Genomic DNA, 21846 nt, shown 5'->3' with positions numbered 1-21846 from the left:
CGCTCGGAACACCCTGGTCACCGAACCGACACAACCCGCCGGGGCGGCTCCGGGGTGCACGCGTCGCGAGGCGGAGGTGGGGGCACCTCCCGGCCGTCAGGTGTGGGGCGCGTCGCCCGCCGGTGGGAGTTCCGAGGACGGCCCCGGTGCCGCCGTCAGGCCGGCGGAGCGGAGGAGGGGCCGGCGAGGGCGACCGAGACCAGGGCACGCAGCCCGGAGGCCACCTGGCCGAGCGGCAGGGTGGCGTCGTCGGCGAACAGCTCGACCAGCCAGCCGCCCGCCGGGTTCTGGCCGCCGGCCGCCAGCATGCCGCGGTAGCCGGAGACCACCAGCACGGCCTCCTCCGCCGGGTCGTTCCCGGCCGCGCCCGCCCGCAGCGCGAAGGCGCCGCCGCGGACCGCCCCCCGGGTCAGCGGGTAGTGCCGCAGGTCGAAGACCGCGTCCGGGGCCTCGATCTGCGCCCGCTGGGTCTCCGCGCGCGAGCTGCTCGGGCCGCTGGTCATCCGGTACACCGCGTGCTGGACGGTGCGCATCAGCGGCGAGCCGGGCGGGACGTACGACACCCACCAGCCGACCGCGTCCAGCAGCCGGGCCGAGGTCTCCGCGACCACCACCAGCTTGCCGATGGTGTCGGCCGGGTGGACCGAGCGGGCCTCGCCGTGCCGGTCGAGCGCGGCCAGCACCGCGGTGAGCAGCTGGCCGGGGTCGGCGCTGTGCGCCGCACCGCGGAACCGCCGCCGGTCGCCGGCGCCGGCCCGGCCGCTGCGGCCCCGGGCGTCGGCCCGGTGGTGCGGGTCGGCGGCGTCGGCGAGCAGCACGGTCGGGTCGGGGGCGAAGCCGGGGCCGTGGCTGCGCCCGGCGACCACGGGGTGGGCCGAGCGGGCGGCCTTGGCCCGGTACTGTGCGGCGTCGGCGAGCCGGAACAGCCGGTCGGGCGTGGTGACCGGGCCGATCGAGTCCCCGGTGGAGGCGACCCCGCAGGCCACGCCCTCGCCCTCGGCCAGCGCCAGCGCCCGCGCGCACAGCTCCTCGGCGACGGCGACCACCTCGTCCGCCTTCTGGCCCTCGACCAGCAGGCAGAACTCGTCACCGCCGAGCCGGGCGGCCAGGCTGCCGGGCAGCCGGGCGGCGGCCAGCGAGAGCTGGTGGGCGAAGCGCTCCAGCAGCCGGTCGCCCATCTCGTGGCCGAGCTGGTCGTTGACCCGCTTGAGGCCGTTGACGTCGCAGACCACCAGCGAGACGACGGTGTTGTCCCGGTTGTGCGCCTCCAGCGCGCCCTCCAGCCGGGCGTCCACCGCGCGCCGGTTGGCCAGGCCGGTCAGCGGGTCGGAGAAGGCGAGCTTGCGCAGGTCGGCGAGGCGCTCGGTCTGGGCCAGACCGGCCGAGATCTGGGCCGCCAGCAGGGTGGCGTAGTCGGCGTCGGCCTCGGTGAACTCGGGCATCCCGACGAACCGGGCCAGGTAGAGCTCGCCCCAGGCCTGCCCGTGCAGCACGATCGGGGCGACCACGCAGCAGGCCCGCCCGCGCCGGCGCAGCGCCGCGGCGCGCTCCTGGCAGTACGCGCCGGCGGTCGGGTGCGAGTGACCGGCGTGCGGCTCGGATTCCTCGGCCGTCTGCACCCAGGCGCGCGGCAGCCGGCCGGTGGTCCAGCGCTCCTCCAGGTAGGTGACGATCTCGGGGAAGTCGGCGACCGGGTAGGACTCGTCCTCCGGCAGCTCCTCCTCCCCCGGCGCCAGTGCACCGTGGTTGACCAGCACCCGCAGCCGGCCGGACTCCCGGTCCCAGACCGAGACGGCGGCCATGGCCGCGCCGAGCGCCGCGGTGGCGCGGGCGGCGGCGGCCCGGACGGCCTCCAGCGGGGTGAGCGCGGCCGACATGTCCTGGGCGAGCTCGACCACGGACTTCAGCCGCAGGTCGGGGGCGGCGGGCGGCTGATCCGACCGGTCGCAGTCGCAGCCGCGGTCCGCCATGGTCGCCTCACTGCTCACCGGCTCGCCTCGTTCCCTGTGCCCGGTCCTGCCCGGTCCCGCGCAGCGCCGCCCACCGGGGGCGCCCGCTCCCCGCCCGGGCCTGCAGCCACCACCGGGGGCTCGGACCACGCCGGGGCCGTACCGCTCGCATCCGCTTGCACCAAGACTATGGCGGTTTCGTTCGGTTATGCCCCGTTTGCCGGGATCGATCCGTGCCGCTGGACGGGTTTCCACCGTTCGGCCACGGTTCCACCACGTACGCCGGCGTACGCCCCACGCCGGGCGGCAACCGCGCGGCCGGGCGGCCCCGCGGCGGGGCCGGGGCGGGGCGGGGGCGCGCCGGGCCGAGTGCGCCGGGCGGGCACGCCCTGCGCCGGGCGCGGGCAGCGCGCGGGCTACTCCGTACGCTGCCGCCGCGACAGCAGCCAGGGCTCGACCAGGCCGAGCCCGCGGACCGGACGGCGCCACATCGGCTGGAGGTTGAAGCGGTGCCCGGCGTCCGGCCCCGGCACCGGCAGGCCGGAGGCCGGCATCCCGGCGGCCGCCGACAGCGCGTCGGCCAGCCCGGGACCGTCCGCGTCCGCCGGGGCGACACTGCCGTTCTGCTCCAGCGCGATGGCGAACTCGCCGTCGATCAGCACCGCGTCCTTGGGTGCGATGGAGGTGAGCCGGCTGGCCAGGTTGACGGTGGTGCCGAAGACGTCGCCCATCCGCGAGGTGACGGTGCCGAAGGCCATGCCGACCCGCAGGGCCGGGATGGTGTCGTCCTCGGCCAGCGCCTCGATCAGCCCGAGCGCGATCTCGGCGGCGGTCACCGGGTCCTCGGAGACGTAGAGGATCTCGTCACCGAGGGTCTTGATCACCCGGCCGCCCTGGCCGGCGATCAGGTCGGAGCAGGTGTTCTCGAAGGTCTCGACCAGCTCGCCGAGCTCCTCCTCCTCCAGCCGGCGGGAGAGCCGGGTGAAGCCGACCAGGTCGGCGAAGCCCACGGCCAGCCGGCCGCTGGTGATCTCGGTGTCCTCGGCGGCCTGCACCACCCGGCCGGTGACGGCGGCCAGCTGCCGGCGCCAGACGTAGACCAGGAACTGCTCCAGCTCCGGCAGCAGCAGCTCGACGAGCGGGTACGCCACCTCGGCCCGGGTCAGTCCCGGCTCGACGGACTGGGTGAGGTTCTCCAGGAAGGTGTCCATCTGCCAGCCCGCCAGCCGGGCGGTGGTCTGGCCGGTGGAGCGCGCCACCTGGATCGCCATCGACTCGCTCAGCAGGCCCGACTCCACCAGGCCGGCCAGTCGGCGCAGCGCGATCACGTCGCCGTCGGTGAGGGCCCGGGACTGCCCGATGTCGGGGAAGCCCATCGCCCGCCAGAACCTGGTGGCCAGCTCCATCGGGACGTCGGCGGCACGCGCGGCCTGGTACGGGGTGTAGCGGCGCGGCGCGTCCAGGATCAGGCGTTCGAGGTCGAGCGCGACCGTCTGGTCGTGGGTGCCCGCCGCTGCGCCCTTGCTGCCGTCCTCTGCCACCGGTCCGTCCCCGTGCGGTCGCCGCACTTGCCTCGTGTCCTGCGTGTCCGGGCGCGCCCGCCGCCCGCGGGCAGTGGCGCGCCTCACACTCCTGCCAGGTGGAATATTCGCACGGAATCCCGCGATCCGGGGCATCCGCCCGGGTCAAGGGGAGGTGAAGAGTGCCGTTCAGCGCGCCTCCGGGCGCACGTGGACGACGTCCCCCGCGCCCACCGCCCGCCGGGCGCCGTCGGGCGTGCGGACCACCAGCCGGCCGTCGCCGTCCACCGCCACGGCCTCGCCCAGCAGCTCGCGGTCGCCCGGCAGGTGCACCCTGACCTGGCGGCCCAGCGTGGTGCAGCGGTCCAGGTAGGCCGGCAGCAGACCGCTGGCCTGCGGGTCGCCGGCGGCGGCCGTCCACTCCTCGTACAGCCCGGCGAACTCGCGCAGCAGGGCGCGCAGCAGGATGGACCGGTCGGTCACCGCGGCGCCGGCCAGCGCCAGCGAGCCGGCGGTGGGGACGGGCAGCTCGGCCTCGCGCAGCGAGACGTTGAGGCCGAGGCCGGCCACCACCGCTCCGCCGCTGAGCTCGGTGAGGATGCCGCCGATCTTGCGCTCCGCGCCGGCGATCTCGACCTGGAGGTCGTTGGGCCACTTCAGGCCGACCTCGACCTCGGCGACCCGGTTCAGCGTGCTGGCCGCGGCGACGCCGACCAGGATCGGCAACCAGCCGTACCGCTCGACGGGTACCCCGTCCGGGCGAAGCAGGACGGAGAGGAAGAGACCGGAACGGGCCGGGGCCGTCCACTGCCGCTCCAGCCGCCCGCGGCCGGCGTTCTGCTGCTCGGCGACCAGGACGGCACCCTGCGGCGCCCCCTCCCGGGCCCGCGCGGCCAGGTCGCTGTTGGTGGAGCCGGTCTCGGTGACGACGTCCACCGAGGTCCAGAGCCCGCCCGGAACCATCAGGTCGTGCCGGAGCGCCGCAGTGTCCAGCGGGGGCCGGTCCAGATCGGTCCAGGGCGACGGCCCGGCGTGGCCGAAGCCGCGCAGTCCACTACGACGGGGGGTGACGGGTTCGGTCATGGTCCCGAGCCTAGGCGGTGTCGGGCGGTGTGTCGGGGATTGCCGGACGCGCCCAGAACGGCGTAGTCCGCCCCATCGTCCCGCAGAACGCGCGTTAACACACTGTGTCGCTGACCATAACGGCAGGACATTACGTCTGGCCCTCCGTGCTGGCTACGCTACTCAACGGTAGTTCGTTGCGCCGCCCTGCCCTCGTGCGCGGTCCCCCTTCCGGTCCGCGCAGCACTCAACAGGTCGCGGCCCATGGATCAGGGAGAGCCCACCGGATGACCGAGGCGCCGTACGACCCCCACACCACTGCCGGAAAGCTCGCCGACCTGCGCCGCAGGATCGACGAGGCGGTGCACTCCGGCTCCGCCAAGGCCGTGGAGAAGCAGCACGCCAAGGGCAAGCTGACGGCCCGCGAGCGCGTGGTGGAGCTGCTGGACGAGGACTCCTTCGTCGAGTTCGACGAGTTCGCCCGGCACCGCTCGACCAACTTCGGGCAGGAGAAGAACCGCCCGTACGGCGACGGCGTCGTCACCGGCTACGGCACCGTCGACGGCCGCCAGGTCGCGGTCTTCGCCCAGGACTTCACCGTCTTCGGCGGCTCGCTCGGCGAGGTCTTCGGCGAGAAGATCGTCAAGGTGATGGACTTCGCGCTGAAGACCGGCTGCCCGGTCATCGGCATCAACGACTCCGGCGGCGCCCGGATCCAGGAGGGCGTGGTCTCGCTCGGCCTGTACGGCGAGATCTTCCGCCGCAACGTGCACGCCTCCGGGGTGATCCCGCAGATCTCGCTGATCATGGGCCCCTGCGCGGGCGGCGCGGTCTACTCCCCCGCGATCACCGACTTCGTGGTGATGGCCGACCAGACCTCGCACATGTTCATCACCGGCCCGGACGTCATCAAGACCGTCACCGGCGAGGACGTCGGCATGGAGGAGCTGGGCGGCGCGCGCACCCACAACACCAAGTCCGGCAACGCGCACTACCTGGCCACGGACGAGAAGGAGGCGATCGAGTACGTCAAGAGCCTGCTCTCGTACCTGCCCTCCAACAACCTGTCCGACGCGCCCTCCTTCCCCGAGGAGGCGGACCTCTCGGTCACCGACGAGGACCTCGAACTCGACACCCTGGTGCCGGACTCGGCCAACCAGCCGTACGACATGCACAAGGTGATCGAGCACGTCCTGGACGACGGCGAGTTCCTGGAGACCCAGCCGCTGTACGCGGGCAACATCATCACCGGCTTCGGCCGGGTCGAGGGCCACTCGGTCGGCATCGTCGGCAACCAGCCGATGGACCTGGCCGGCTGCCTGGACATCGCCGCCAGCGAGAAGGCCGCCCGGTTCATCCGCACCTGCGACTCCTTCAACATCCCGGTGCTGACCTTCGTCGACGTGCCCGGCTTCCTGCCCGGCACCGAGCAGGAGTGGGACGGCATCATCCGCCGCGGCGCCAAGCTGATCTACGCCTACGCCGAGGCCACCGTGCCGCTGATCACCGTGATCACCCGCAAGGCCTTCGGCGGCGCGTACGACGTCATGGGCTCCAAGCACCTGGGCGCCGACCTCAACCTCGCCTGGCCGACCGCGCAGATCGCCGTCATGGGCGCGCAGGGCGCGGTCAACATCCTGCACCGGCGCGAGATCGCCGAGGCGGACGCCGCCGGCAACGTCGAGGAGAAGCGGGCCGAGCTGATCGCCTCCTACGAGGACACCCTGCTCAACCCGTACCTGGCGGCCGAGCGCGGCTACGTGGACGCCGTCATCGCCCCGAGCGACACCCGCCGGCACATCGTCCGCGGTCTGCGGGCGCTGCGCGGCAAGCGCGAGGTGCTGCCGCCCAAGAAGCACGGCAACATCCCGCTGTGATCGCCCCCACCCAGCAGCGGCCGTCGCGAGAGGATTGAGCCATGGCCCCGATCCACGTGCTGCACGGGCAGCCGACCCCCGAGGAGCTGGCCACCGTCCTGGCGGTGGTCCAGTCCCGGGCCGCCGCCGCACAGGCCGCCGCCGAGGCGGCCCGCCGCGCAGGCGCCGGCCCGGACTCCCCCTGGAACGACCGCGCCCGCCGGCTGCGGGCCACCCCGCGCCCCGGCGTCAACGTCTGGCGCACCTCGGGCTGGGCCGGCTGAGCCGCCGCCCACGCACCACCCGCGGAGTGGGAAGTCGGCCCGTCCGACTTCCCACTCCGCGTATCGACGCACTCCCCACCCGCGCACTCCTCACCGACGCACGCCCCCGCGGCGCGGCACGCGCCCGGATTGCCCCGAAAGCTGAGTACGGATACTCAGGCGTCACCGCGGCCCCGCGGCGCACTCTGGAAGCGTGCTCTGGTCAGACCCCCGCGACGAGCCCTCCCCCGAGGCCCGCCGGATGCAGGAGAAACTGCACCGGGCCGGCCACGTGCTCGCCGTCCTCGCCCTGGTGATCGCCGTTCTGCTGATGCTCTGAACGGGCCCCCGGGCCACCCCCTACCCTGGTGGGCATGACCGACCGCCGCGCACTCGTCCTCGCCTCCGCCTCCCCCGCCCGCCTCGGGCTGCTGCGCCAGGCGGGCCTCGACCCGCGCGTGGTGGTCAGCGGGGTCGACGAGGACGCGATCACCGCCGCCACCCCCGCCGAGCTCGCGCTCGTCCTCGCCGAGGCCAAGGCCAAGGCCGTCGCCGCCGAACTCACCGGCAGCGAGCTGGTGATCGGCTGCGACTCGGTGCTGGAGCTGGACGGGCAGGCGCTCGGCAAGCCCGCCGACGCCGCCGAGGCGCTGGCCCGCTGGCAGTCCATGCGCGGCCGCGCCGGCGTGCTGCGCACCGGGCACTGCGTGATCGACACCGTCACCGGCGAGCAGGCCTCGGCCACCGCCTCCACCACCGTCCGCTTCGGCACCCCGGACGACGCCGAGATCGCCGCCTACGTGGCCTCCGGCGAGCCGCTGCACGTGGCCGGCGCGTTCACCCTGGACGGCCGCTCGGCGCCGTTCGTCGAGGGCATCGACGGCGACCCGGGCAACGTCATCGGCCTCTCGCTGCCGCTGCTGCGCTCGCTGCTGGCCGACCTCGGCGTCCGGATCACCGACCTCTGGGCCTGACGTCCCCGGGCCGGTGGCCGGCCACCGGCCGGGGCGGTCGCCCCTGCCGCCGTAGCATCCCGAGGCCGTCCCGCCGTTGTTCAGGTCGCCAGATGCGGACCGGGAGTGGCTGTGGAGACCGTCCATGGCTGCGGTCGAACACCCCGGCTAGGCTGACCGCCGTTCCGACGGGGAGGAGGCCGAGCGGATGACCGACAGTCTGCTCAACGTGCTGCTGGGCCTGGTGGCCAGCGCGATCAGCGCCGGGCTGGGCTGGCTCGCGCAGAACCTGCGCCGGAGACGGCGGCTGGAGCGGGTCCGCGCGTTCTTCGGCCTGCCGGCCGGCAACGAGTGCCTGATCGTGGTGAACCGGCACGCCGCCTCGACCAGTGGGAAGAGCGTCTCGCGCAACGACGTCTTCGCACTGATGGAGATCGCCGCACTGGTCAAGGAGTGCGGCGCCGAGGCCGACCTGGTCGTCCACGACGAGGTCCGCCAGGGGCTGGGCCACAAGGCCGAGTTCTGCCTCGGCGGCCCGGTCAGCAACGACCGGACGGCGGCCCACCTGGCGTCCTGGCTGCCCGGGGCGGCCTTCCGTCAGGACCTCTCGGGGGCGGCCCCGGTGTTCACCCTGGCGGTGGGCGGCGAGGAGTTCCGGTCCGAGAGCGAGTCCGAGCCGTCCGGCGGCCAGGTCTTCGCCCTGCTCGCCCGGGTGCACCGGACACGCGGCAACCGGCCGGCCTTCCTGGTCGCCGGGCAGAGCGCCGTCGCCAACCACGCCGCCGTGCGCTACCTCGCCGCCAACCACCACCGGCTCGCCCGGCGGTACGGCGAGGACGGCACCTTCGCGCTCGTCCTGAAGGTCGTCAACCCCAAGGCGTACGGGCCGGACGTGGTGGAGCTCGCCGCCGACGTGACCACCCGGGCACTCGAACGGCCGCCCGCCCCGGCCCCCGCCGGCTGAGTGTGGCCAAGGCCACCGCTTCGCCACGCCGCCCCGTCACCGTCCGCACGGACCGCGTGCGGACCGCGGCACCCGCGGCCACCTGCAACGACCCCCGTCCGACCGCGGACCGGCTCCCGGAATCCATCACCCTGCGTGTGGGATAGTTCACAAGCTGGGGCTACTCGCCGGTACCGCCCAGAAATCCATAAACTCGACCAGGTTCAAGAAGGGAGCCACAGTGCGCAAGGTGCTCATCGCCAACCGCGGGGAAATCGCCGTCCGCGTCGCCCGTGCCTGCTCGGACGCCGGTATCGCCAGCGTCGCCGTCTACGCCGAGCCGGACCGGGATGCGCTGCACGTCCGCGCGGCCGACGAGGCTTACGCGCTGGGCGGCGACACCCCCGGCACCAGTTACCTGGACATCGCCAAGGTGCTGAAGGCCGCCGCCGACTCGGGCGCGGACGCCGTCCACCCCGGCTACGGCTTCCTGTCGGAGAACGCCGACTTCGCCCAGGCCGTCCTCGACGCGGGCCTCACCTGGATCGGCCCGCCGCCGCAGGCCATCCGCGACCTCGGTGACAAGGTCACCGCCCGGCACGTGGCGCAGCGCGCCGGCGCCCCGCTGGTGGCCGGTACGCCGGACCCGGTCTCGGGCGCCGACGAGGTCGTCGCCTTCGCGCAGGAGCACGGCCTGCCGGTCGCCATCAAGGCGGCCTTCGGCGGCGGCGGCCGCGGCCTGAAGGTCGCCCGCACGCTGGAGGAGATCCCGGAGCTGTACGACTCCGCGGTGCGCGAGGCGGTCGCCGCCTTCGGGCGCGGCGAGTGCTTCGTCGAGCGCTACCTGGACAACCCGCGCCACGTCGAGACCCAGTGCCTGGCCGACCAGCACGGCAACGTGGTGGTCGTCTCCACCCGTGACTGCTCGCTGCAGCGCCGGCACCAGAAGCTCGTCGAGGAGGCGCCCGCGCCGTTCCTCACGCCCGAGCAGAACGCCGAGCTGTACCGGGCGTCCAAGGCCATCCTGAAGGAGGCCGGCTACGTCGGCGCCGGGACCTGCGAGTTCCTGGTGGCGCTGGACGGCACGATCTCCTTCCTGGAGGTCAACACCCGTCTGCAGGTGGAGCACCCGGTCACCGAGGAGGTCACCGGACTCGACCTGGTCCGCGAGATGTTCCGGATCGCCGACGGCGAGGAGCTGGGCTACGGCGACCCGGAGGTGCGCGGCCACTCCTTCGAGTTCCGCATCAACGGCGAGGACCCGGGCCGCAACTTCCTGCCCGCGCCCGGCACGGTGACGCTGTTCGCCCCGCCGTCCGGCCCGGGCGTCCGGCTGGACTCCGGCGTGGAGACCGGCTCGGTCATCGGCCCCGCCTGGGACTCGCTGCTGGCCAAGCTGATCGTCTCCGGCCGGGACCGCAAGCAGGCCCTGGAGCGGGCCCGGCGCGCGCTGAACGAGTTCAAGGTGGAGGGCATGGCCACCGCCATCCCGTTCCACCAGGCGGTCGTCACCGACCCGGCGTTCGCGCCCGAGGTGCACGGCAGCGACGGGCCGTTCAAGGTCTTCACCCGCTGGATCGAGACCGAGTTCGAGAACACCATCCCGGCGTTCGCCGGCGCTGCCGGTGAGGGCGAGGAGGCCGAGGGCCGCGAGACCGTCGTGGTCGAGGTCGGCGGCAAGCGGATCGAGGTCTCGCTGCCGTCCTCGCTGGGCGTCTCCGCCGCCCCGGCGGCCGGTGCCGGCGGTGCCGCCAAGGCCAAGCGCCGGGTGGGTGCCAAGAAGGCCGGCTCGGCGGTCAGCGGTGACACGCTCGCCTCGCCGATGCAGGGCACCATCGTGAAGGTCGCCGTCGAGGAGGGCCAGGTCGTCGCCGAGGGCGAGCTGATCGTCGTCCTGGAGGCGATGAAGATGGAGCAGCCGCTGAACGCGCACAAGGCCGGCACCGTGGTCGGCCTCAAGGCCGAGGTCGGCGCGAGCGTCAGCAGCGGCGCCGCGCTCTGCGAGATCAAGGACTGAACGGTCCCGGCCCAGGCCTGACGGGCACCGAGTGCTCCGAACCGGTCCGTACGCCCCTCGTGGGTGTGCGGACCGGTTCCGTTTCCGGGTCCGGCGGCCGCGCGGGGCCGCCGGAGGCGGCGGTCACCGCGGGGCGCACCCGGCGCTGCCGGTGCGCCGGGCTCAGCGGACCCGCGGGAGGCCGCCCAGCTCGGCGAGGCGGACCGGGACCGGCCCGCCCGGCCCCGCGGGGCCGCCGTGCGTGCCGGGGCGGCGCTGGCCGGGCAGCGGGGCCCCGCCGGGCGGCGGCGCGGCCCGGCGCGCCAGCGGGCCGGGCTGGGTCTGGTGGACGGGGCCGCTGCCGGTGCCGTGCACCGGGGCGTCGCCGGCCGGGGCGGCGCCGAGCGGCGCCAGGTCGATCTGCACCCCGCAGTCGGCGAGCGCGTCCAGCTCGCGGGCGGTGGTGTCGTCGGAGGTGGCGTGCTCGTCGGTGACCAGACGGGTGATGGTCTCGGTCGGGACGGTCTGGAACATGGTGTCCGCGCCGAGCTTGGTGTGGTCGGCGAGGACGATGACCTCGGCGGCCGACTGCACCAGAGCCCGGTCCACGCTCGCGGAGAGCATGTTCGTGGTCGACAGGCCGCGCTCGGCCGTCAGCCCGCTGCCGGAGATGAACGCCTTGGAGACCCGCAGCCCGTGCAGCGACTGCTCGGCCCCGCTGCCCACCAGGGCGTAGTTGGAGCCCCGCAGGGTGCCACCGGTCATCACCACCTCGACCCGGTTGGCGTGCGCCAGCGCCTGCGCCACCAGCAGCGAGTTGGTGACCACCGTCAGGCCGGGCACCCGGGCCAGCCGGCGGGCCAGCTCCTGGGTGGTGGTGCCGGCGCCGACCACCACGGCGTCCCCCTCCTCCACCAGGCCCGCGGCGAGGTCGGCGATGGCGCTCTTCTCGGCCGCGGAGAGGTGGGTCTTCTGCGGGTAGCCGGGTTCGCGGCTGAAGCCGCCGGGGAGCACCGCGCCGCCGTGCCGGCGGTCGAGGAGCCCTTCTGCCTCCAGCGCCCGCACGTCTCGGCGCACGGTCACTTCGGAGGTCTGGACGACGCGGGCCAGTTCGCGGAGCGACACGGCTCCGTTGGCGCGCACCATTTCGAGGATCAACTGGCGACGTTCTGCAGCAAACACAGAACCGACGGTAACCTGCGTGACCGTCTGCTTTCAGGCGTTTGCAGCTGGTAGCCGGAATTGCTCGCACCCGAGCGGCGCGTGACCGTACAATACGCGCCGTCAGCAACCCCGGACTGCGCCCGCCGTCCGGGTGATGCCCGGGGTGCGCGAAGGGCGGCCGCCGGTCGGCAGCCGCCCTCAACTTCGCGTCGGACGCTCAGCTTTCGCCGTCGGCCCGCTTCCGGATGTGCAGCTGGCGGGCGGCCTCGGCGGTCGAGCCGGAGACGGACGGGTAGACGGTGAAGGCGCTGGCCACCTGTTCGACCGTCAGATTGGCGTCCACCGCGAGCGAGATCGGGTGGATCAGCTCGCTGGCGCGCGGCGCGACCACCACACCGCCGACCACGATGCCGGTGCCCGGGCGGCAGAACAGCTTCACGAAGCCGTCCCGGATGCCCTGCATCTTCGCCCGCGGGTTGCCGCGCAGCGGCAGCTTGACCTCGACCGCGTCCATCTTGCCGCACTTCACGTCGGCGGCGGTGTAGCCGACGGTGGCGATCTCCGGGTCGGTGAAGACGTTGGAGGCCACGGTCTTCAGGTTCAGCGGCTGCACCGCGTCGCCCAGCGCGTGGTACATCGCGATCCGGCCCTGCATGGCCGCCACCGAGGCGAGCATGAAGACGCCGGTGCAGTCGCCGGCCGCGTACACGCCGGGGGCGGTGGTGCGGGAGACCCGGTCGACCTGGATCTGGCCCCAGTCGTTGAGCTTGACCCCGGCCTCCTCCAGGCCCATGTCCGCGGTGTTGGGGATCGAGCCGACCGCCATCAGGCAGTGCGTGCCCTTGATCACCGTGCCGTCGGAGAGGGTCACCTCGACGTGGTCGCCCACGCGCTTGGCGCCCTCGGCCCGGGAGCGGCTCATCACGTTCATGCCGCGGCGGCGGAAGACCTCCTCCAGCACCTCGGCGGCGTCCGGGTCCTCGCCCGGCAGCACCCGGTCACGGCTGGAGACCAGCGTGACCTTGGAGCCGATCGCCTGGTAGGCGCCGGCGAACTCGGCGCCGGTGACGCCGGAGCCGACCACGATCAGCTCGCGGGGCAGCTCGTCCAGGTCGTACACCTGGGTCCAGGTCAGGATCCGCTCGCCGTCCGGCTGGGCGTCCGGCAGCTCGCGGGGGTGGGCGCCGGTGGCGATCAGCACGGCGTCCGCGCGCAGCGACTGGACGCTGCCGTCGGGCGCGTCCACCAGGACCTCGCGGGAGCCGTCCACGGCCTGGCCGCCGGCGCCGAGCCGGCCGCGGCCGCGCAGCACGGTGACGCCCGCCCGGGTCACCGACTGGGTGATGTCGTGGGACTGGGCGATGGCGAGCCGCTTCACACGCCGGTTGACCTTGCCGAGGTCCACGCCGACCACCCGGGCCTGCTGCTCCAGCGGCGGGGTGTCGTCGGCGACGATGATGCCCAGCTCCTCGTACGAGCTGTCGAAGGTCGTCATCACCTCCGCGGTCGCGATCAGCGTCTTCGACGGCACGCAGTCCGTGAGCACCGCCGATCCGCCAAGACCGTCGCGGTCGACGACGGTCACCTCCGCGCCGAGCTGAGCAGCGACCAGCGCCGCCTCGTAGCCGCCGGGTCCGCCACCGATGATCACGATCCGAGTCACGTCCCCCATTGTCCCGCACGCCGTGAGCAGTGCCACGCCGGGGTCGGGGCTTCCGTGCGTTCGCCCAGTCCCCCGGGAGCGCCCACCGACGGTCTAGGCTTCGCCCCATGCCCCTTTACGCCGCGTATGCCACCAACCTCGATGCCCGGCAGATGACCCGCCGCGCCCCGCACTCCCCGCTGCGCGGCACCGGGTGGCTGGACGGCTGGCGCCTCACCTTCGGCGGCGAACACCTCGGCTGGGAGGGGTCGCTGGCGACCGTGGTCGAGGACGGCAAGGACCAGGTCTTCGTCTCGCTGTACGACGTGTCGCCGATGGACGAGGAGGGCCTGGACCGCTGGGAGGGCGTCCAGCTCGGCATCTACCGCAGGATCAAGCTGCGCGCGCACACCCTCGACGGCGACATCCCGGTGTGGACGTACGTGCTCAACGACTACGAGGGCGGCCTGCCCGCGGCCCGCTACCTGGGGCTGATCGCCGACGCCGCGGAGAGCGCGGGCGCCCCGCACGACTACGTCCTGGACCTGCGCCGCCGGCCCTGCTGAACCCCGCCGCGGCCGCGGGCCCGCCCGGCGCCCCGCGCGCCCGGCCACGGCCTGTACGCACGGCGGCTGCGGAGCGCGAGGACGACTGGAGGTTGCTCCCGTCCGAGCGGGTGGAAAGGCGGCCCCGAGCTGTACTTTCCCGCCATCCGGGTAACGATCCGGCACGTCGCACCCGGATCTTCTACGCGCGTAGCCATTTCCCGTCTATCCTCGGATGCGTGAACGCATCTCCTCAGTCGGTCGTCTCCGCCGACCCCTACGCCGCCGCCCAGGCCGCCGCCGAGCGCCTGCGCGAGCTGACCGGTGCCGAGCGCCACGACGTCGCCCTGGTGATGGGCTCCGGCTGGGTGCCGGCCGCCGACGCCCTCGGCGAGACCGTGGCGGAGTTCCCGGTCACCGAACTCCCGGGCTTCCCCGCCCCCGCCGTCGCCGGCCACGCCGGCACGATCCGCTCGGTCAAGATCGGCGAGAAGCGCGCCCTGATCTTCCTGGGCCGCAACCACTACTACGAGGGCCACGGCGTGGCCACCGTCGTCCACGGCGTGCGCACCGCCGCCGCGGCGGGCTGCGGCATCATCGTGCTGACCAACGGCTGCGGCGGTCTGCGCGAGGGCTGGGTCCCCGGCCAGCCGGTCCTGATCAGCGACCACATCAACCTGACCGCGGACTCCCCGATCGTCGGCGCCAACTTCGTCGACCTGACGGACCTCTACTCCAAGCGCCTGCGCGACCTCTGCCGCGAGGTCGACTCCACCCTGGACGAGGCCGTCTACGTGCAGTTCCGCGGCCCGCACTACGAGACCCCGGCCGAGGTCCACATGGCCCGGGTGATCGGCGGCGAGCTGGTCGGCATGTCCACCACCCTGGAGGCCATCGCCGCCCGCGAGGCCGGCGCCGAGGTGCTCGGCATCTCGCTGGTCACCAACCTGGCCGCGGGCATCACCGGCGAGCCGCTCAACCACGCCGAGGTGCTGGAGGCCGGCAAGGCCTCCGCCGAGCGCATGGGCGCGCTGCTGGCGAAGGTCCTTGAGCGGATCTGACCCGGATCCGGCGCACAATCATGAGTGACGGGGCCCGCGGGCGGCTGTGATCCGCTGATCACACCCGCCTGCGGGCCCCGTCCGCATGCGCACCCCCACCACTTTGCGGAACCTCTTCCATCGGAGCTGGCATGACGCAGGCACCCACCACCGACCTCCTCGCCCGGGCTCGGGCCTGGCTGGCCGAGGACCCCGACCCGCAGACCCGCGAGGAGCTGGCCGCGCTGCTGGCCGCCGCCGAGGCTCCGGAGGCCGAGTCCGAGAGCAAGCTCGCCTGGTCCCAGCTGGCCGAGCGGTTCGCCGACCGCCTCCAGTTCGGCACCGCCGGCCTGCGCGGTGAGCTGGGCGCGGGCCCGATGCGGATGAACCGCGCGGTGGTGATCCGGGCCGCCGCCGGCCTGGTCGCCTACGTGAAGAAGGAGAACCTGGGCGACCTCGTCGTCATCGGCTACGACGCCCGGCACAAGTCGTACGACTTCGCCCGCGACACCGCCGCCGTCGTGGTCGGCGCCGGCCTGCGCGCCGCGCTGCTGCCGCGCGCCCTGCCCACTCCGGTGCTCGCCTTCGCCGTCCGCCACCTGGGCGCGGCCGCCGGCGTCACCGTGACGGCGAGCCACAACCCGCCGCAGGACAACGGCTACAAGGTCTACCTGGGCGACGGCTCGCAGATCGTGCCGCCGGCCGACGCCGGGATCGCCGCCGAGATCGACGCGATCGGCGCGCTCGCCGACCTCCCGCTGGCCGCGGACGGCTGGGAGGTGCTCGGCGAGGAGGTCGTCGAGGCGTACCTCGCCCGCGCCGCGTCGATCGTGGACGAGCACAGCCCGCGCGACCTCTCCGTCGTCTACACCCCGATGCACGGCGTCGGCCGCGACACCCTGGTGGCCGCCTTCCACCGGGCCGGCTTCCCGGCCCCGACGGTGGTCGCCGAGCAGGCCGAGCCGGACCCGGACTTCCCGACCGTGGCCTTCCCCAACCCGGAGGAGCCGGGGGCGATGGACCTCGCCTTCCGCACCGCCGCCGCCACCGGCCCGGACATCGTCATCGCCAACGACCCGGACGCCGACCGCTGCGCGGTGGCCGTCCCGGCCAACGGCAACGCCGCGGGGGCCGGCAACGGCACCGGCTGGCGGATGCTCCGCGGCGACGAGGTGGGCGCCCTGCTCGGCTCCGCGCTGGTCGCCAAGAAGGCCGCCGGCACCTTCGCCACCACCATCGTCTCCTCCACCCTGCTCGGCCGGATCGCCGAGGCCGCCGGCCTGGGCTACGCCGAGACGCTGACCGGCTTCAAGTGGATCGCCCGCGCCGACGGCCTGCGCTACGGCTACGAGGAGGCGCTCGGCTACTGCGTCGACCCGCAGGGCGTGCGCGACAAGGACGGCATCACCGCCGCCCTGCTGGTGGCCGAGCTGGCCGCCACCCTCAAGCAGTCCGGCCGCACCCTGAACGACCTGCTGGACGACCTGGCGCTGGAGCACGGCCTGCACGCCACCGACCAGCTCTCCGTCCGGGTGCAGGACCTCTCGCTGATCGCCGACGCGATGCGGACGCTGCGCGAGCAGCCGCCGACCGTGCTGGCCGGGCTCACCGTCACCAGGGCGGACGACCTGACCGCCGGCACCCCGGACCTGCCGCCCACCGACGGCCTGCGCTACTACCTGGCCGGCGACGCCGTGCGCTCGGCCCGGATCGTGGTCCGCCCGTCCGGCACCGAGCCCAAGCTGAAGTGCTACCTGGAGGTCGTCCTCCCGGTGGACTCCGCCGCCGAGCTGGCCGGCGCCCGCGACCGGGCCGCCGAACTGCTCGCCGCGATCAAGCGCGACCTCGCCGCCGCCGCCGGCATCGACGCCTGACGGCGCCGCGGGGTGCGCCCGCGCCGACGACGAAGGGGCCCGCCGTTCCCACGGCGGGCCCCTTCGGTGTGTCCGGGTCGGTGCTGTTCGGCCGGTACTGCCCGGCCGGTGCTGTCGCGCCCGGCGCGACCGGCGGGACCGGCCGGGCCGGACCCGGGTGCGGCTGCTCGGTCAGACCGCGATCACGGTGATCAGCGCGATCAGGCCGACCAGGGTCGGCGCGATGATCCACCAGCACCACGACACGGTCACCGGGCCGGCGGCGTCGGCGCGGGGGGCGTTGCGCTCGGCCATCTCCTGGAGGATTCCGACGACCTGGTCGGACCAGGCGCGGGTCGGGTCCGGCGCACCGGACACCACCGGGGTGGGCTGCCTGCCGACGACCATGCCCAGCCGGGAGACGTGCTCGGTGCCGCGCTCGCGGACGCGGTTGGCCCGCTTGCGCTGGCGCAGCGAGACCGGGACGGCCCAGACCTGGAACTTCCGTCCGTCCGCCAGCAGCTCGACCGAGTACCCGGCCCGCAGCGCGTCCACCGCGGCCCAGGGCGCCGTGATGGTCCGCAGCGGGTTGCGCACCACCAGCCGGCGGTCGTTGGCCAGCACGGCCGGCCGCAGGGTGTAGGCGATCACCGGGAAGGCGAACACCGGGACGGCGGCCAGCGCCACGGCCGGCGTCTTCCCGGTCCCGGTCAGCGCCGCGTCCCCGATCAGCCAGGCGGCCACGGCCAGCAACAGCACACCGGAGATCACCCCGGGAATGGAGCGGTACACGCGGTCGGCGTACACGGGCTCGTCGGCGGAACCGGCAGGGCCCTGGTGGGGCTTGCCGTCGGATTCGGTCATGCCGACGATTCTGCCGCATGACCGAGCCGATCCACAGGGGTGGCGAGTGGGGCGGGAGGGGTTCGCAGATATCGGTCCGGCATCGAAAGGTCGCGGCCCTAGCGGTTTGCTACGCGCGTAGATATGCTGGTGTGGTGACTATGTCCACTCTTGCAGCCAATGCCCCCGGCGTTGCGGGCAGCGGTCTCCAGGACGTCGCGGCGTCCGAGGCCTCGCTCCGTCGCTTCCTGCACGGCCTGCCCGGCGTCGACCAGGTCGGCCTGGAGGCGCGTGCCGCCACTCTCGGTACCCGCTCCATCAAGACCACGGCGAAGGCGTACGCCATCGACCTGGCCATCTCGATGATCGACCTGACCACGCTGGAGGGCGCGGACACGGTCGGCAAGGTGCGCGCACTCTGCACCAAGGGCAGGACCCCCGACCCGACCGACCCGACCACCCCCCGCGTCGCCGCCATCTGCGTCTATCCGGACATGGTCGCCACCGCGAAGGCGACACTGCAGGGCACCGACATCCAGGTCGCCTCCGTCGCCACCGCCTTCCCGGCCGGGCGCGCCGCCCTCCCGGTGAAGCTCGCCGACACCGCCGACGCGGTCGCGGCCGGCGCCGACGAGATCGACATGGTGATCGACCGGGGCGCCTTCCTCTCCGGCCGCTACCTCGACGTCTTCAACGAGATCGTCGCCGTCAAGGAGGCGTGCAAGCGCCCGGACGGCACCTACGCCCACCTCAAGGTGATCTTCGAGACCGGCGAGCTGCAGACGTACGACAACGTGCGCCGCGCCTCGTGGCTGGCGATGCTCGCCGGTGCCGACTTCATCAAGACCTCCACCGGCAAGGTCGCCGTCAACGCGACCCCGCCGGTCACCCTGCTGATGCTGGAGGCGGTCCGCGACTTCCGCGCGCAGACCGGCGTCCAGGTCGGCGTGAAGCCCGCCGGCGGCATCAAGACCACCAAGGACGCCATGAAGTACCTGGTGATGGTCAACGAGACGCTCGGCGACGACTGGCTGACCCCGCACTGGTTCCGCTTCGGCGCCTCCAGCCTGCTCAACGACCTGCTGATGCAGCGTCAGAAGCTGACCACCGGACGGTACTCCGGTCCCGACTACGTGACGGTGGACTGATCACCATGGCCAAGAAGAAGAACACCGAGGAGCCCGTGACCGAGACGCGCGGCGGCCTCTTCGAGTACGCCCCGGCCCCCGAGTCGCCCGCCGCCGCGGGTGACATCGCCACCTCGTACGGCCACTTCATCGGCGGCGAGTTCGTCGACTCCTCCGGCAGCGAGGCCCTGAAGACGGTCAACCCGGCCACCGAGCAGGTGCTCGCCGAGTTCGCCCAGGGCACCGACGAGGACGTCGAGCGCGCCGTCGCCGCCGCCCGCAAGGCCTTCACCGACTGGTCGGCCCTGCCGGGCAGCGAGCGCGCCAAGTACCTGTTCCGGATCGCCCGGATCATCCAGGAGCGCAGCCGCGAGCTGGCCGTGCTGGAGTCGATCGACAACGGCAAGCCGATCCGCGAGACCCGCGACGTCGACCTGCCGCTGGTCGCCGCGCACTTCTTCTACTACGCGGGCTGGGCCGACAAGCTGGACTACGCCGGCTTCGGCGCGAACCCGAAGCCGCTGGGCGTGGCCGGCCAGGTCATCCCGTGGAACTTCCCGCTGCTGATGCTGGCGTGGAAGATCGCCCCGGCGCTGGCCACCGGCAACACGGTCGTGCTGAAGCCGGCCGAGACCACCCCGCTGACCGCGCTGCGCTTCGCCGAGATCTGCCGCCAGGCGGGCCTGCCGAAGGGCGTCGTCAACATCGTCACCGGCGACGGCCGCACCGGTGCCGCGCTCACCGCGCACCCGGACGTCAACAAGGTCGCCTTCACCGGCTCCACCCCGGTCGGCCGGGCGATCGCCAAGCAGCTGGCCGGCACCCGCAAGAAGCTGTCGCTGGAGCTCGGCGGCAAGGCCGCCAACATCGTCTTCGACGACGCGCCGATCGACCAGGCGGTCGAGGGCATCGTCAACGGCATCTTCTTCAACCAGGGCCACGTCTGCTGCGCGGGCTCGCGCCTGCTGGTCCAGGAGTCGGTGCAGGACGAACTGCTGGACGCCCTGAAGCGCCGGATGGCCACCCTGCGGGTCGGCGACCCGCTGGACAAGAACACCGACATCGGCGCCATCAACTCCGCCGAGCAGCTGGCCCGGATCACCGCGCTGACCGCGGCCGGCGAGGCCGAGGGCGCCGAGCGCTGGTCGCCCGCCTGCGAGCTGCCGGGCACCGGCTTCTGGTTCAAGCCGACCCTGTTCACCGGCGTCAGCCAGGCCCACCGGATCGCCCAGGAGGAGATCTTCGGCCCGGTCCTGTCGGTGCTGACCTTCCGCACCCCCGACGAGGCGGTCGCGAAGGCCAACAACACGCCGTACGGCCTCTCCGCCGGCATCTGGACGGAGAAGGGCTCGCGGATCCTCTGGATGGCCAACAAGCTCAAGGCCGGCGTGGTCTGGGCCAACACCTTCAACAAGTTCGACCCGACCTCGCCGTTCGGCGGCTACAAGGAGTCGGGCTACGGCCGCGAGGGTGGCCGCCACGGTCTGGAGGCCTACCTCGATGTCTGATGTCGTGACGCGTCTTGACGTCCTCAAGACCTACAAGCTGTACGTCGGCGGGAAGTTCCCGCGCTCCGAGAGCGGGCGGGTGTACGAGGTGACGGACTCCAACGGCGAGTGGCTCGCCAACGCCCCGCTCGGCACCCGCAAGGACACCCGCGACGCCGTGCTCGCGGCCCGCGCCGCGGTCAAGGGCTGGGCCGGCACCACCGCGTACAACCGCGGCCAGGTGCTGTACCGGGTGGCCGAGATGCTGCAGGGCCGGCGCGAGCAGTTCGCCGCCGAGGTGGCGCTCTCCGAGGGCATCGGCCCGAAGAAGGCCGCGGCCCTGGTGGACGCGGCGATCGACCGCTGGGTCTGGTACGCGGGCTGGACCGACAAGGTCGCCCAGATCGCGGGCGGGGCCAACCCGGTAGCCGGGCCGTACTTCAACCTCTCCACCCCGGAGCCGACCGGCGTGGTCGGGATCGTCGCCCCGCAGGCCGGCTACGGGCACTCGCTGCTCGGCCTGGTCTCGGTGATCGCGCCCGCCATCGCCACCGGCAACACCGTGGTGGTCGCGGCGGCCGCCGACGCCCCGCTGCCGGCCCTGTCGCTGGGCGAGGTGCTCGCCACCTCGGACGTCCCCGGCGGCGTGGTCAACATCATCTCCGGCCGTACCGCCGACATCGCGCCGACCCTGGCCTCGCACCAGGACGTCAACGCGGTGGACCTCACCGGGGCCGTCGCCGCCGACGGACCCGGCGCGGCGGCTGTCCTGGAGGCCTCTGCCGCGGATACCCTGAAGCGGGTGGTCCGTCCGGAGCTGGACCCGTTCGCCCAGGACTGGACCAATGCGCCCGGTACCGACCGGCTACTCTCGTTCCTGGAGACGAAGACGGTCTGGCACCCGATGGGGATCTGACCGTTCCCGTCACCCGCTGACCGACAACTCCACAAGCTGGCCGTCCCCAGTGCCCTCTCCCCCCAGGGCCCGGACGGTCATTGGACGGACCCGCACCTCCCCCCCCCTGGTGCGGGTCCGTCGCTTTCCGTCGACTTTCGTCGCCGCGCGGTTCCGCCTTTCGGCGATCCCGGCGCGGACCCGGCCCGGGAAGAATCGTCCGTACCGGAGACGATCGAGGGGGAGGGCGCCGTGGGGGAGCTCGCAGCCGAGGTGATGGCACTGTTCGCGGACGGGTTCCTGCGCCGACTGCACGTGGCCCGCACCCGCCGACGGCTGGCCGCCGGGCGGTCCGTCCGGGTGCCCTGCTCGGCCCGCTCCGACCGCTTCGGCCGGCAGCAGGGGTACGTCAACGGCCGGCTGCACATCACACCGGGAGCCGCCCACGTCGGCTTCGGCTCGCGTGTCCTCGGCCACATCGAGCTGGCCTGCGGCGGCACCTTCCACGAGCCCGAGCCCGACGCCTGGCACAGCCAGGACTGGGCCGCCACCGCCTACCTGCCGCGCGGGGACGGCCACCCCGTCCACCTCCAGGTCGACAGCCGGTACCTGCCGCTGGTCCGGGCCGCCCTCACCGACCCACGGGCCGTTCGGAAAGGCTGATCCGCCCGGTTTCGGCATCGGGTCCCGATGCGTCAGACTGGTGTC

The 21846-nt window shown here is 73.6% G+C and carries 18 protein-coding genes and 1 pseudogene; 13 read left to right on the top strand and 6 right to left on the bottom strand.

Features of this window, described 5'->3' with window-relative positions; translation table 11 throughout:
- Positions 1–749: 749 nt before the first annotated feature.
- The 3 genes and pseudogenes from ACIPSC_RS24955 to ACIPSC_RS24945 all read right to left on the bottom strand — a co-directional run.
- Positions 750–1877, bottom strand: a pseudogene (locus ACIPSC_RS24955) (diguanylate cyclase domain-containing protein); the annotation flags it as partial.
- Between the two features lie 488 nt (positions 1878–2365).
- Positions 2366–3490: an adenylate/guanylate cyclase domain-containing protein gene (locus ACIPSC_RS24950; protein WP_400828279.1), complete on the bottom strand. Its 1125-nt coding sequence runs from the start codon at positions 3488–3490 to the stop codon at positions 2366–2368.
- Positions 3491–3658: 168 nt separating this feature from the next.
- Positions 3659–4552, bottom strand: coding sequence for a biotin--[acetyl-CoA-carboxylase] ligase (locus tag ACIPSC_RS24945; RefSeq protein ID WP_400828278.1), 894 nt, complete (start codon positions 4550–4552; stop codon positions 3659–3661).
- Positions 4553–4818: 266 nt separating this feature from the next.
- Between ACIPSC_RS24945 and ACIPSC_RS24940 the strand changes: the two genes are divergently transcribed.
- The 6 genes from ACIPSC_RS24940 to ACIPSC_RS24915 all read left to right on the top strand — a co-directional run bounded on the left by ACIPSC_RS24940 (position 4819) and on the right by ACIPSC_RS24915 (position 10563).
- Entirely contained in the window at positions 4819–6408 is a 1590-nt protein-coding gene (locus ACIPSC_RS24940) for an acyl-CoA carboxylase subunit beta (protein WP_400828277.1), read from the top strand.
- A gap of 41 nt (positions 6409–6449) precedes the next feature.
- Positions 6450–6671: an acyl-CoA carboxylase subunit epsilon gene (locus ACIPSC_RS24935; RefSeq protein ID WP_238862883.1), complete on the top strand. Its 222-nt coding sequence runs from the start codon at positions 6450–6452 to the stop codon at positions 6669–6671.
- Positions 6672–6864: 193 nt separating this feature from the next.
- Positions 6865–6990, top strand: coding sequence for a morphogenic membrane protein MmpB (gene mmpB / locus ACIPSC_RS24930; protein ID WP_400828276.1), 126 nt, complete (start codon positions 6865–6867; stop codon positions 6988–6990).
- Positions 6991–7024: 34 nt separating this feature from the next.
- Positions 7025–7624, top strand: coding sequence for a nucleoside triphosphate pyrophosphatase (locus ACIPSC_RS24925; protein ID WP_400828275.1), 600 nt, complete (start codon positions 7025–7027; stop codon positions 7622–7624).
- A gap of 187 nt (positions 7625–7811) precedes the next feature.
- The gene (locus ACIPSC_RS24920; protein WP_400828274.1) at positions 7812–8567 is read left to right on the top strand and encodes a hypothetical protein; all 756 of its coding nucleotides are present in this window, start codon (positions 7812–7814) and stop codon (positions 8565–8567) included.
- A 220-nt stretch (positions 8568–8787) separates the two neighbouring features.
- Positions 8788–10563, top strand: a complete 1776-nt coding sequence (locus tag ACIPSC_RS24915; protein ID WP_400828273.1) for an acetyl/propionyl/methylcrotonyl-CoA carboxylase subunit alpha — start codon at positions 8788–8790, stop codon at positions 10561–10563.
- Between the two features lie 162 nt (positions 10564–10725).
- Here ACIPSC_RS24915 and ACIPSC_RS24910 read toward each other — a convergent pair whose 3' ends face one another.
- Both ACIPSC_RS24910 and ACIPSC_RS24905 read right to left on the bottom strand, forming a co-directional pair.
- On the bottom strand, positions 10726–11688 hold the full coding sequence (locus tag ACIPSC_RS24910; RefSeq protein WP_400828313.1) for a DeoR/GlpR family DNA-binding transcription regulator: 963 nt from the start codon (positions 11686–11688) through the stop codon (positions 10726–10728).
- A gap of 235 nt (positions 11689–11923) precedes the next feature.
- Entirely contained in the window at positions 11924–13399 is a 1476-nt protein-coding gene (locus ACIPSC_RS24905) for an NAD(P)H-quinone dehydrogenase (RefSeq protein WP_400828312.1), read from the bottom strand.
- A gap of 77 nt (positions 13400–13476) precedes the next feature.
- Between ACIPSC_RS24905 and ACIPSC_RS24900 the strand changes: the two genes are divergently transcribed.
- The 3 genes from ACIPSC_RS24900 to ACIPSC_RS24890 all read left to right on the top strand — a co-directional run bounded on the left by ACIPSC_RS24900 (position 13477) and on the right by ACIPSC_RS24890 (position 16807).
- Positions 13477–13914: a gamma-glutamylcyclotransferase gene (locus tag ACIPSC_RS24900; RefSeq protein WP_400828272.1), complete on the top strand. Its 438-nt coding sequence runs from the start codon at positions 13477–13479 to the stop codon at positions 13912–13914.
- A gap of 218 nt (positions 13915–14132) precedes the next feature.
- Positions 14133–14954, top strand: a complete 822-nt coding sequence (locus tag ACIPSC_RS24895) for a purine-nucleoside phosphorylase (protein WP_400828271.1) — start codon at positions 14133–14135, stop codon at positions 14952–14954.
- 131 nt (positions 14955–15085) lie between these two features.
- Positions 15086–16807, top strand: a complete 1722-nt coding sequence (locus ACIPSC_RS24890) for a phospho-sugar mutase (RefSeq protein WP_400828270.1) — start codon at positions 15086–15088, stop codon at positions 16805–16807.
- Between the two features lie 171 nt (positions 16808–16978).
- On the opposite strand, the gene ACIPSC_RS24885 is transcribed toward ACIPSC_RS24890, so the two are convergent.
- Positions 16979–17650 carry a PH domain-containing protein gene (locus ACIPSC_RS24885; protein ID WP_400828269.1) on the bottom strand — a complete coding sequence of 224 codons (672 nt, stop codon included), beginning with the start codon at positions 17648–17650 and terminating at the stop codon, positions 16979–16981.
- Between the two features lie 140 nt (positions 17651–17790).
- On the opposite strand from ACIPSC_RS24885, the gene deoC reads away from it, so the two are divergent.
- The 4 genes from deoC (at position 17791) to ACIPSC_RS24865 (ending at position 21801) form a co-directional block, all read left to right on the top strand.
- A complete protein-coding gene (gene deoC / locus ACIPSC_RS24880; protein ID WP_400828268.1) occupies positions 17791–18777 on the top strand; it encodes a deoxyribose-phosphate aldolase in 987 nt (328 codons plus the stop codon).
- A 5-nt stretch (positions 18778–18782) separates the two neighbouring features.
- Positions 18783–20264, top strand: a complete 1482-nt coding sequence (locus ACIPSC_RS24875; protein ID WP_400828267.1) for an aldehyde dehydrogenase family protein — start codon at positions 18783–18785, stop codon at positions 20262–20264.
- The gene (locus tag ACIPSC_RS24870) at positions 20257–21159 is read left to right on the top strand and encodes an aldehyde dehydrogenase family protein (RefSeq protein WP_400828266.1); all 903 of its coding nucleotides are present in this window, start codon (positions 20257–20259) and stop codon (positions 21157–21159) included. The genes ACIPSC_RS24875 and ACIPSC_RS24870 overlap by 8 nt, the downstream gene beginning before the upstream one ends.
- A 231-nt stretch (positions 21160–21390) precedes the next feature.
- On the top strand, positions 21391–21801 hold the full coding sequence (locus ACIPSC_RS24865; protein WP_400828265.1) for a hypothetical protein: 411 nt from the start codon (positions 21391–21393) through the stop codon (positions 21799–21801).
- Positions 21802–21846 lie beyond the last annotated feature (45 nt).

Origin of the sequence: Kitasatospora sp. NPDC090091, assembly GCF_044747365.1 — a bacterium.
Classification (GTDB): Bacteria; Actinomycetota; Actinomycetes; order Streptomycetales; family Streptomycetaceae; genus Kitasatospora.
This window is presented reverse-complemented; position numbering and strand designations above follow the sequence as displayed.

What these genes read in the sequence shown, in the direction of transcription:
- ACIPSC_RS24945 (WP_400828278.1), bottom strand. Translation starts at nt 4,552, where the DNA reads ATGACCGAACCCGTCACCCCCCGTCGTAGTGGACTGCGCGGCTTCGGC.
- ACIPSC_RS24940 (WP_400828277.1), top strand. Translation starts at nt 4,819, where the DNA reads ATGACCGAGGCGCCGTACGACCCCCACACCACTGCCGGAAAGCTCGCC.
- ACIPSC_RS24935 (WP_238862883.1), top strand. Translation starts at nt 6,450, where the DNA reads ATGGCCCCGATCCACGTGCTGCACGGGCAGCCGACCCCCGAGGAGCTG.
- ACIPSC_RS24925 (WP_400828275.1), top strand. Translation starts at nt 7,025, where the DNA reads ATGACCGACCGCCGCGCACTCGTCCTCGCCTCCGCCTCCCCCGCCCGC.
- ACIPSC_RS24920 (WP_400828274.1), top strand. Translation starts at nt 7,812, where the DNA reads ATGACCGACAGTCTGCTCAACGTGCTGCTGGGCCTGGTGGCCAGCGCG.
- ACIPSC_RS24910 (WP_400828313.1), bottom strand. Translation starts at nt 11,688, where the DNA reads ATGGTGCGCGCCAACGGAGCCGTGTCGCTCCGCGAACTGGCCCGCGTC.
- ACIPSC_RS24900 (WP_400828272.1), top strand. Translation starts at nt 13,477, where the DNA reads ATGCCCCTTTACGCCGCGTATGCCACCAACCTCGATGCCCGGCAGATG.
- ACIPSC_RS24890 (WP_400828270.1), top strand. Translation starts at nt 15,086, where the DNA reads ATGACGCAGGCACCCACCACCGACCTCCTCGCCCGGGCTCGGGCCTGG.
- ACIPSC_RS24885 (WP_400828269.1), bottom strand. Translation starts at nt 17,650, where the DNA reads ATGACCGAATCCGACGGCAAGCCCCACCAGGGCCCTGCCGGTTCCGCC.
- deoC (WP_400828268.1), top strand. Translation starts at nt 17,791, where the DNA reads ATGTCCACTCTTGCAGCCAATGCCCCCGGCGTTGCGGGCAGCGGTCTC.
- ACIPSC_RS24875 (WP_400828267.1), top strand. Translation starts at nt 18,783, where the DNA reads ATGGCCAAGAAGAAGAACACCGAGGAGCCCGTGACCGAGACGCGCGGC.
- ACIPSC_RS24870 (WP_400828266.1), top strand. Translation starts at nt 20,257, where the DNA reads ATGTCTGATGTCGTGACGCGTCTTGACGTCCTCAAGACCTACAAGCTG.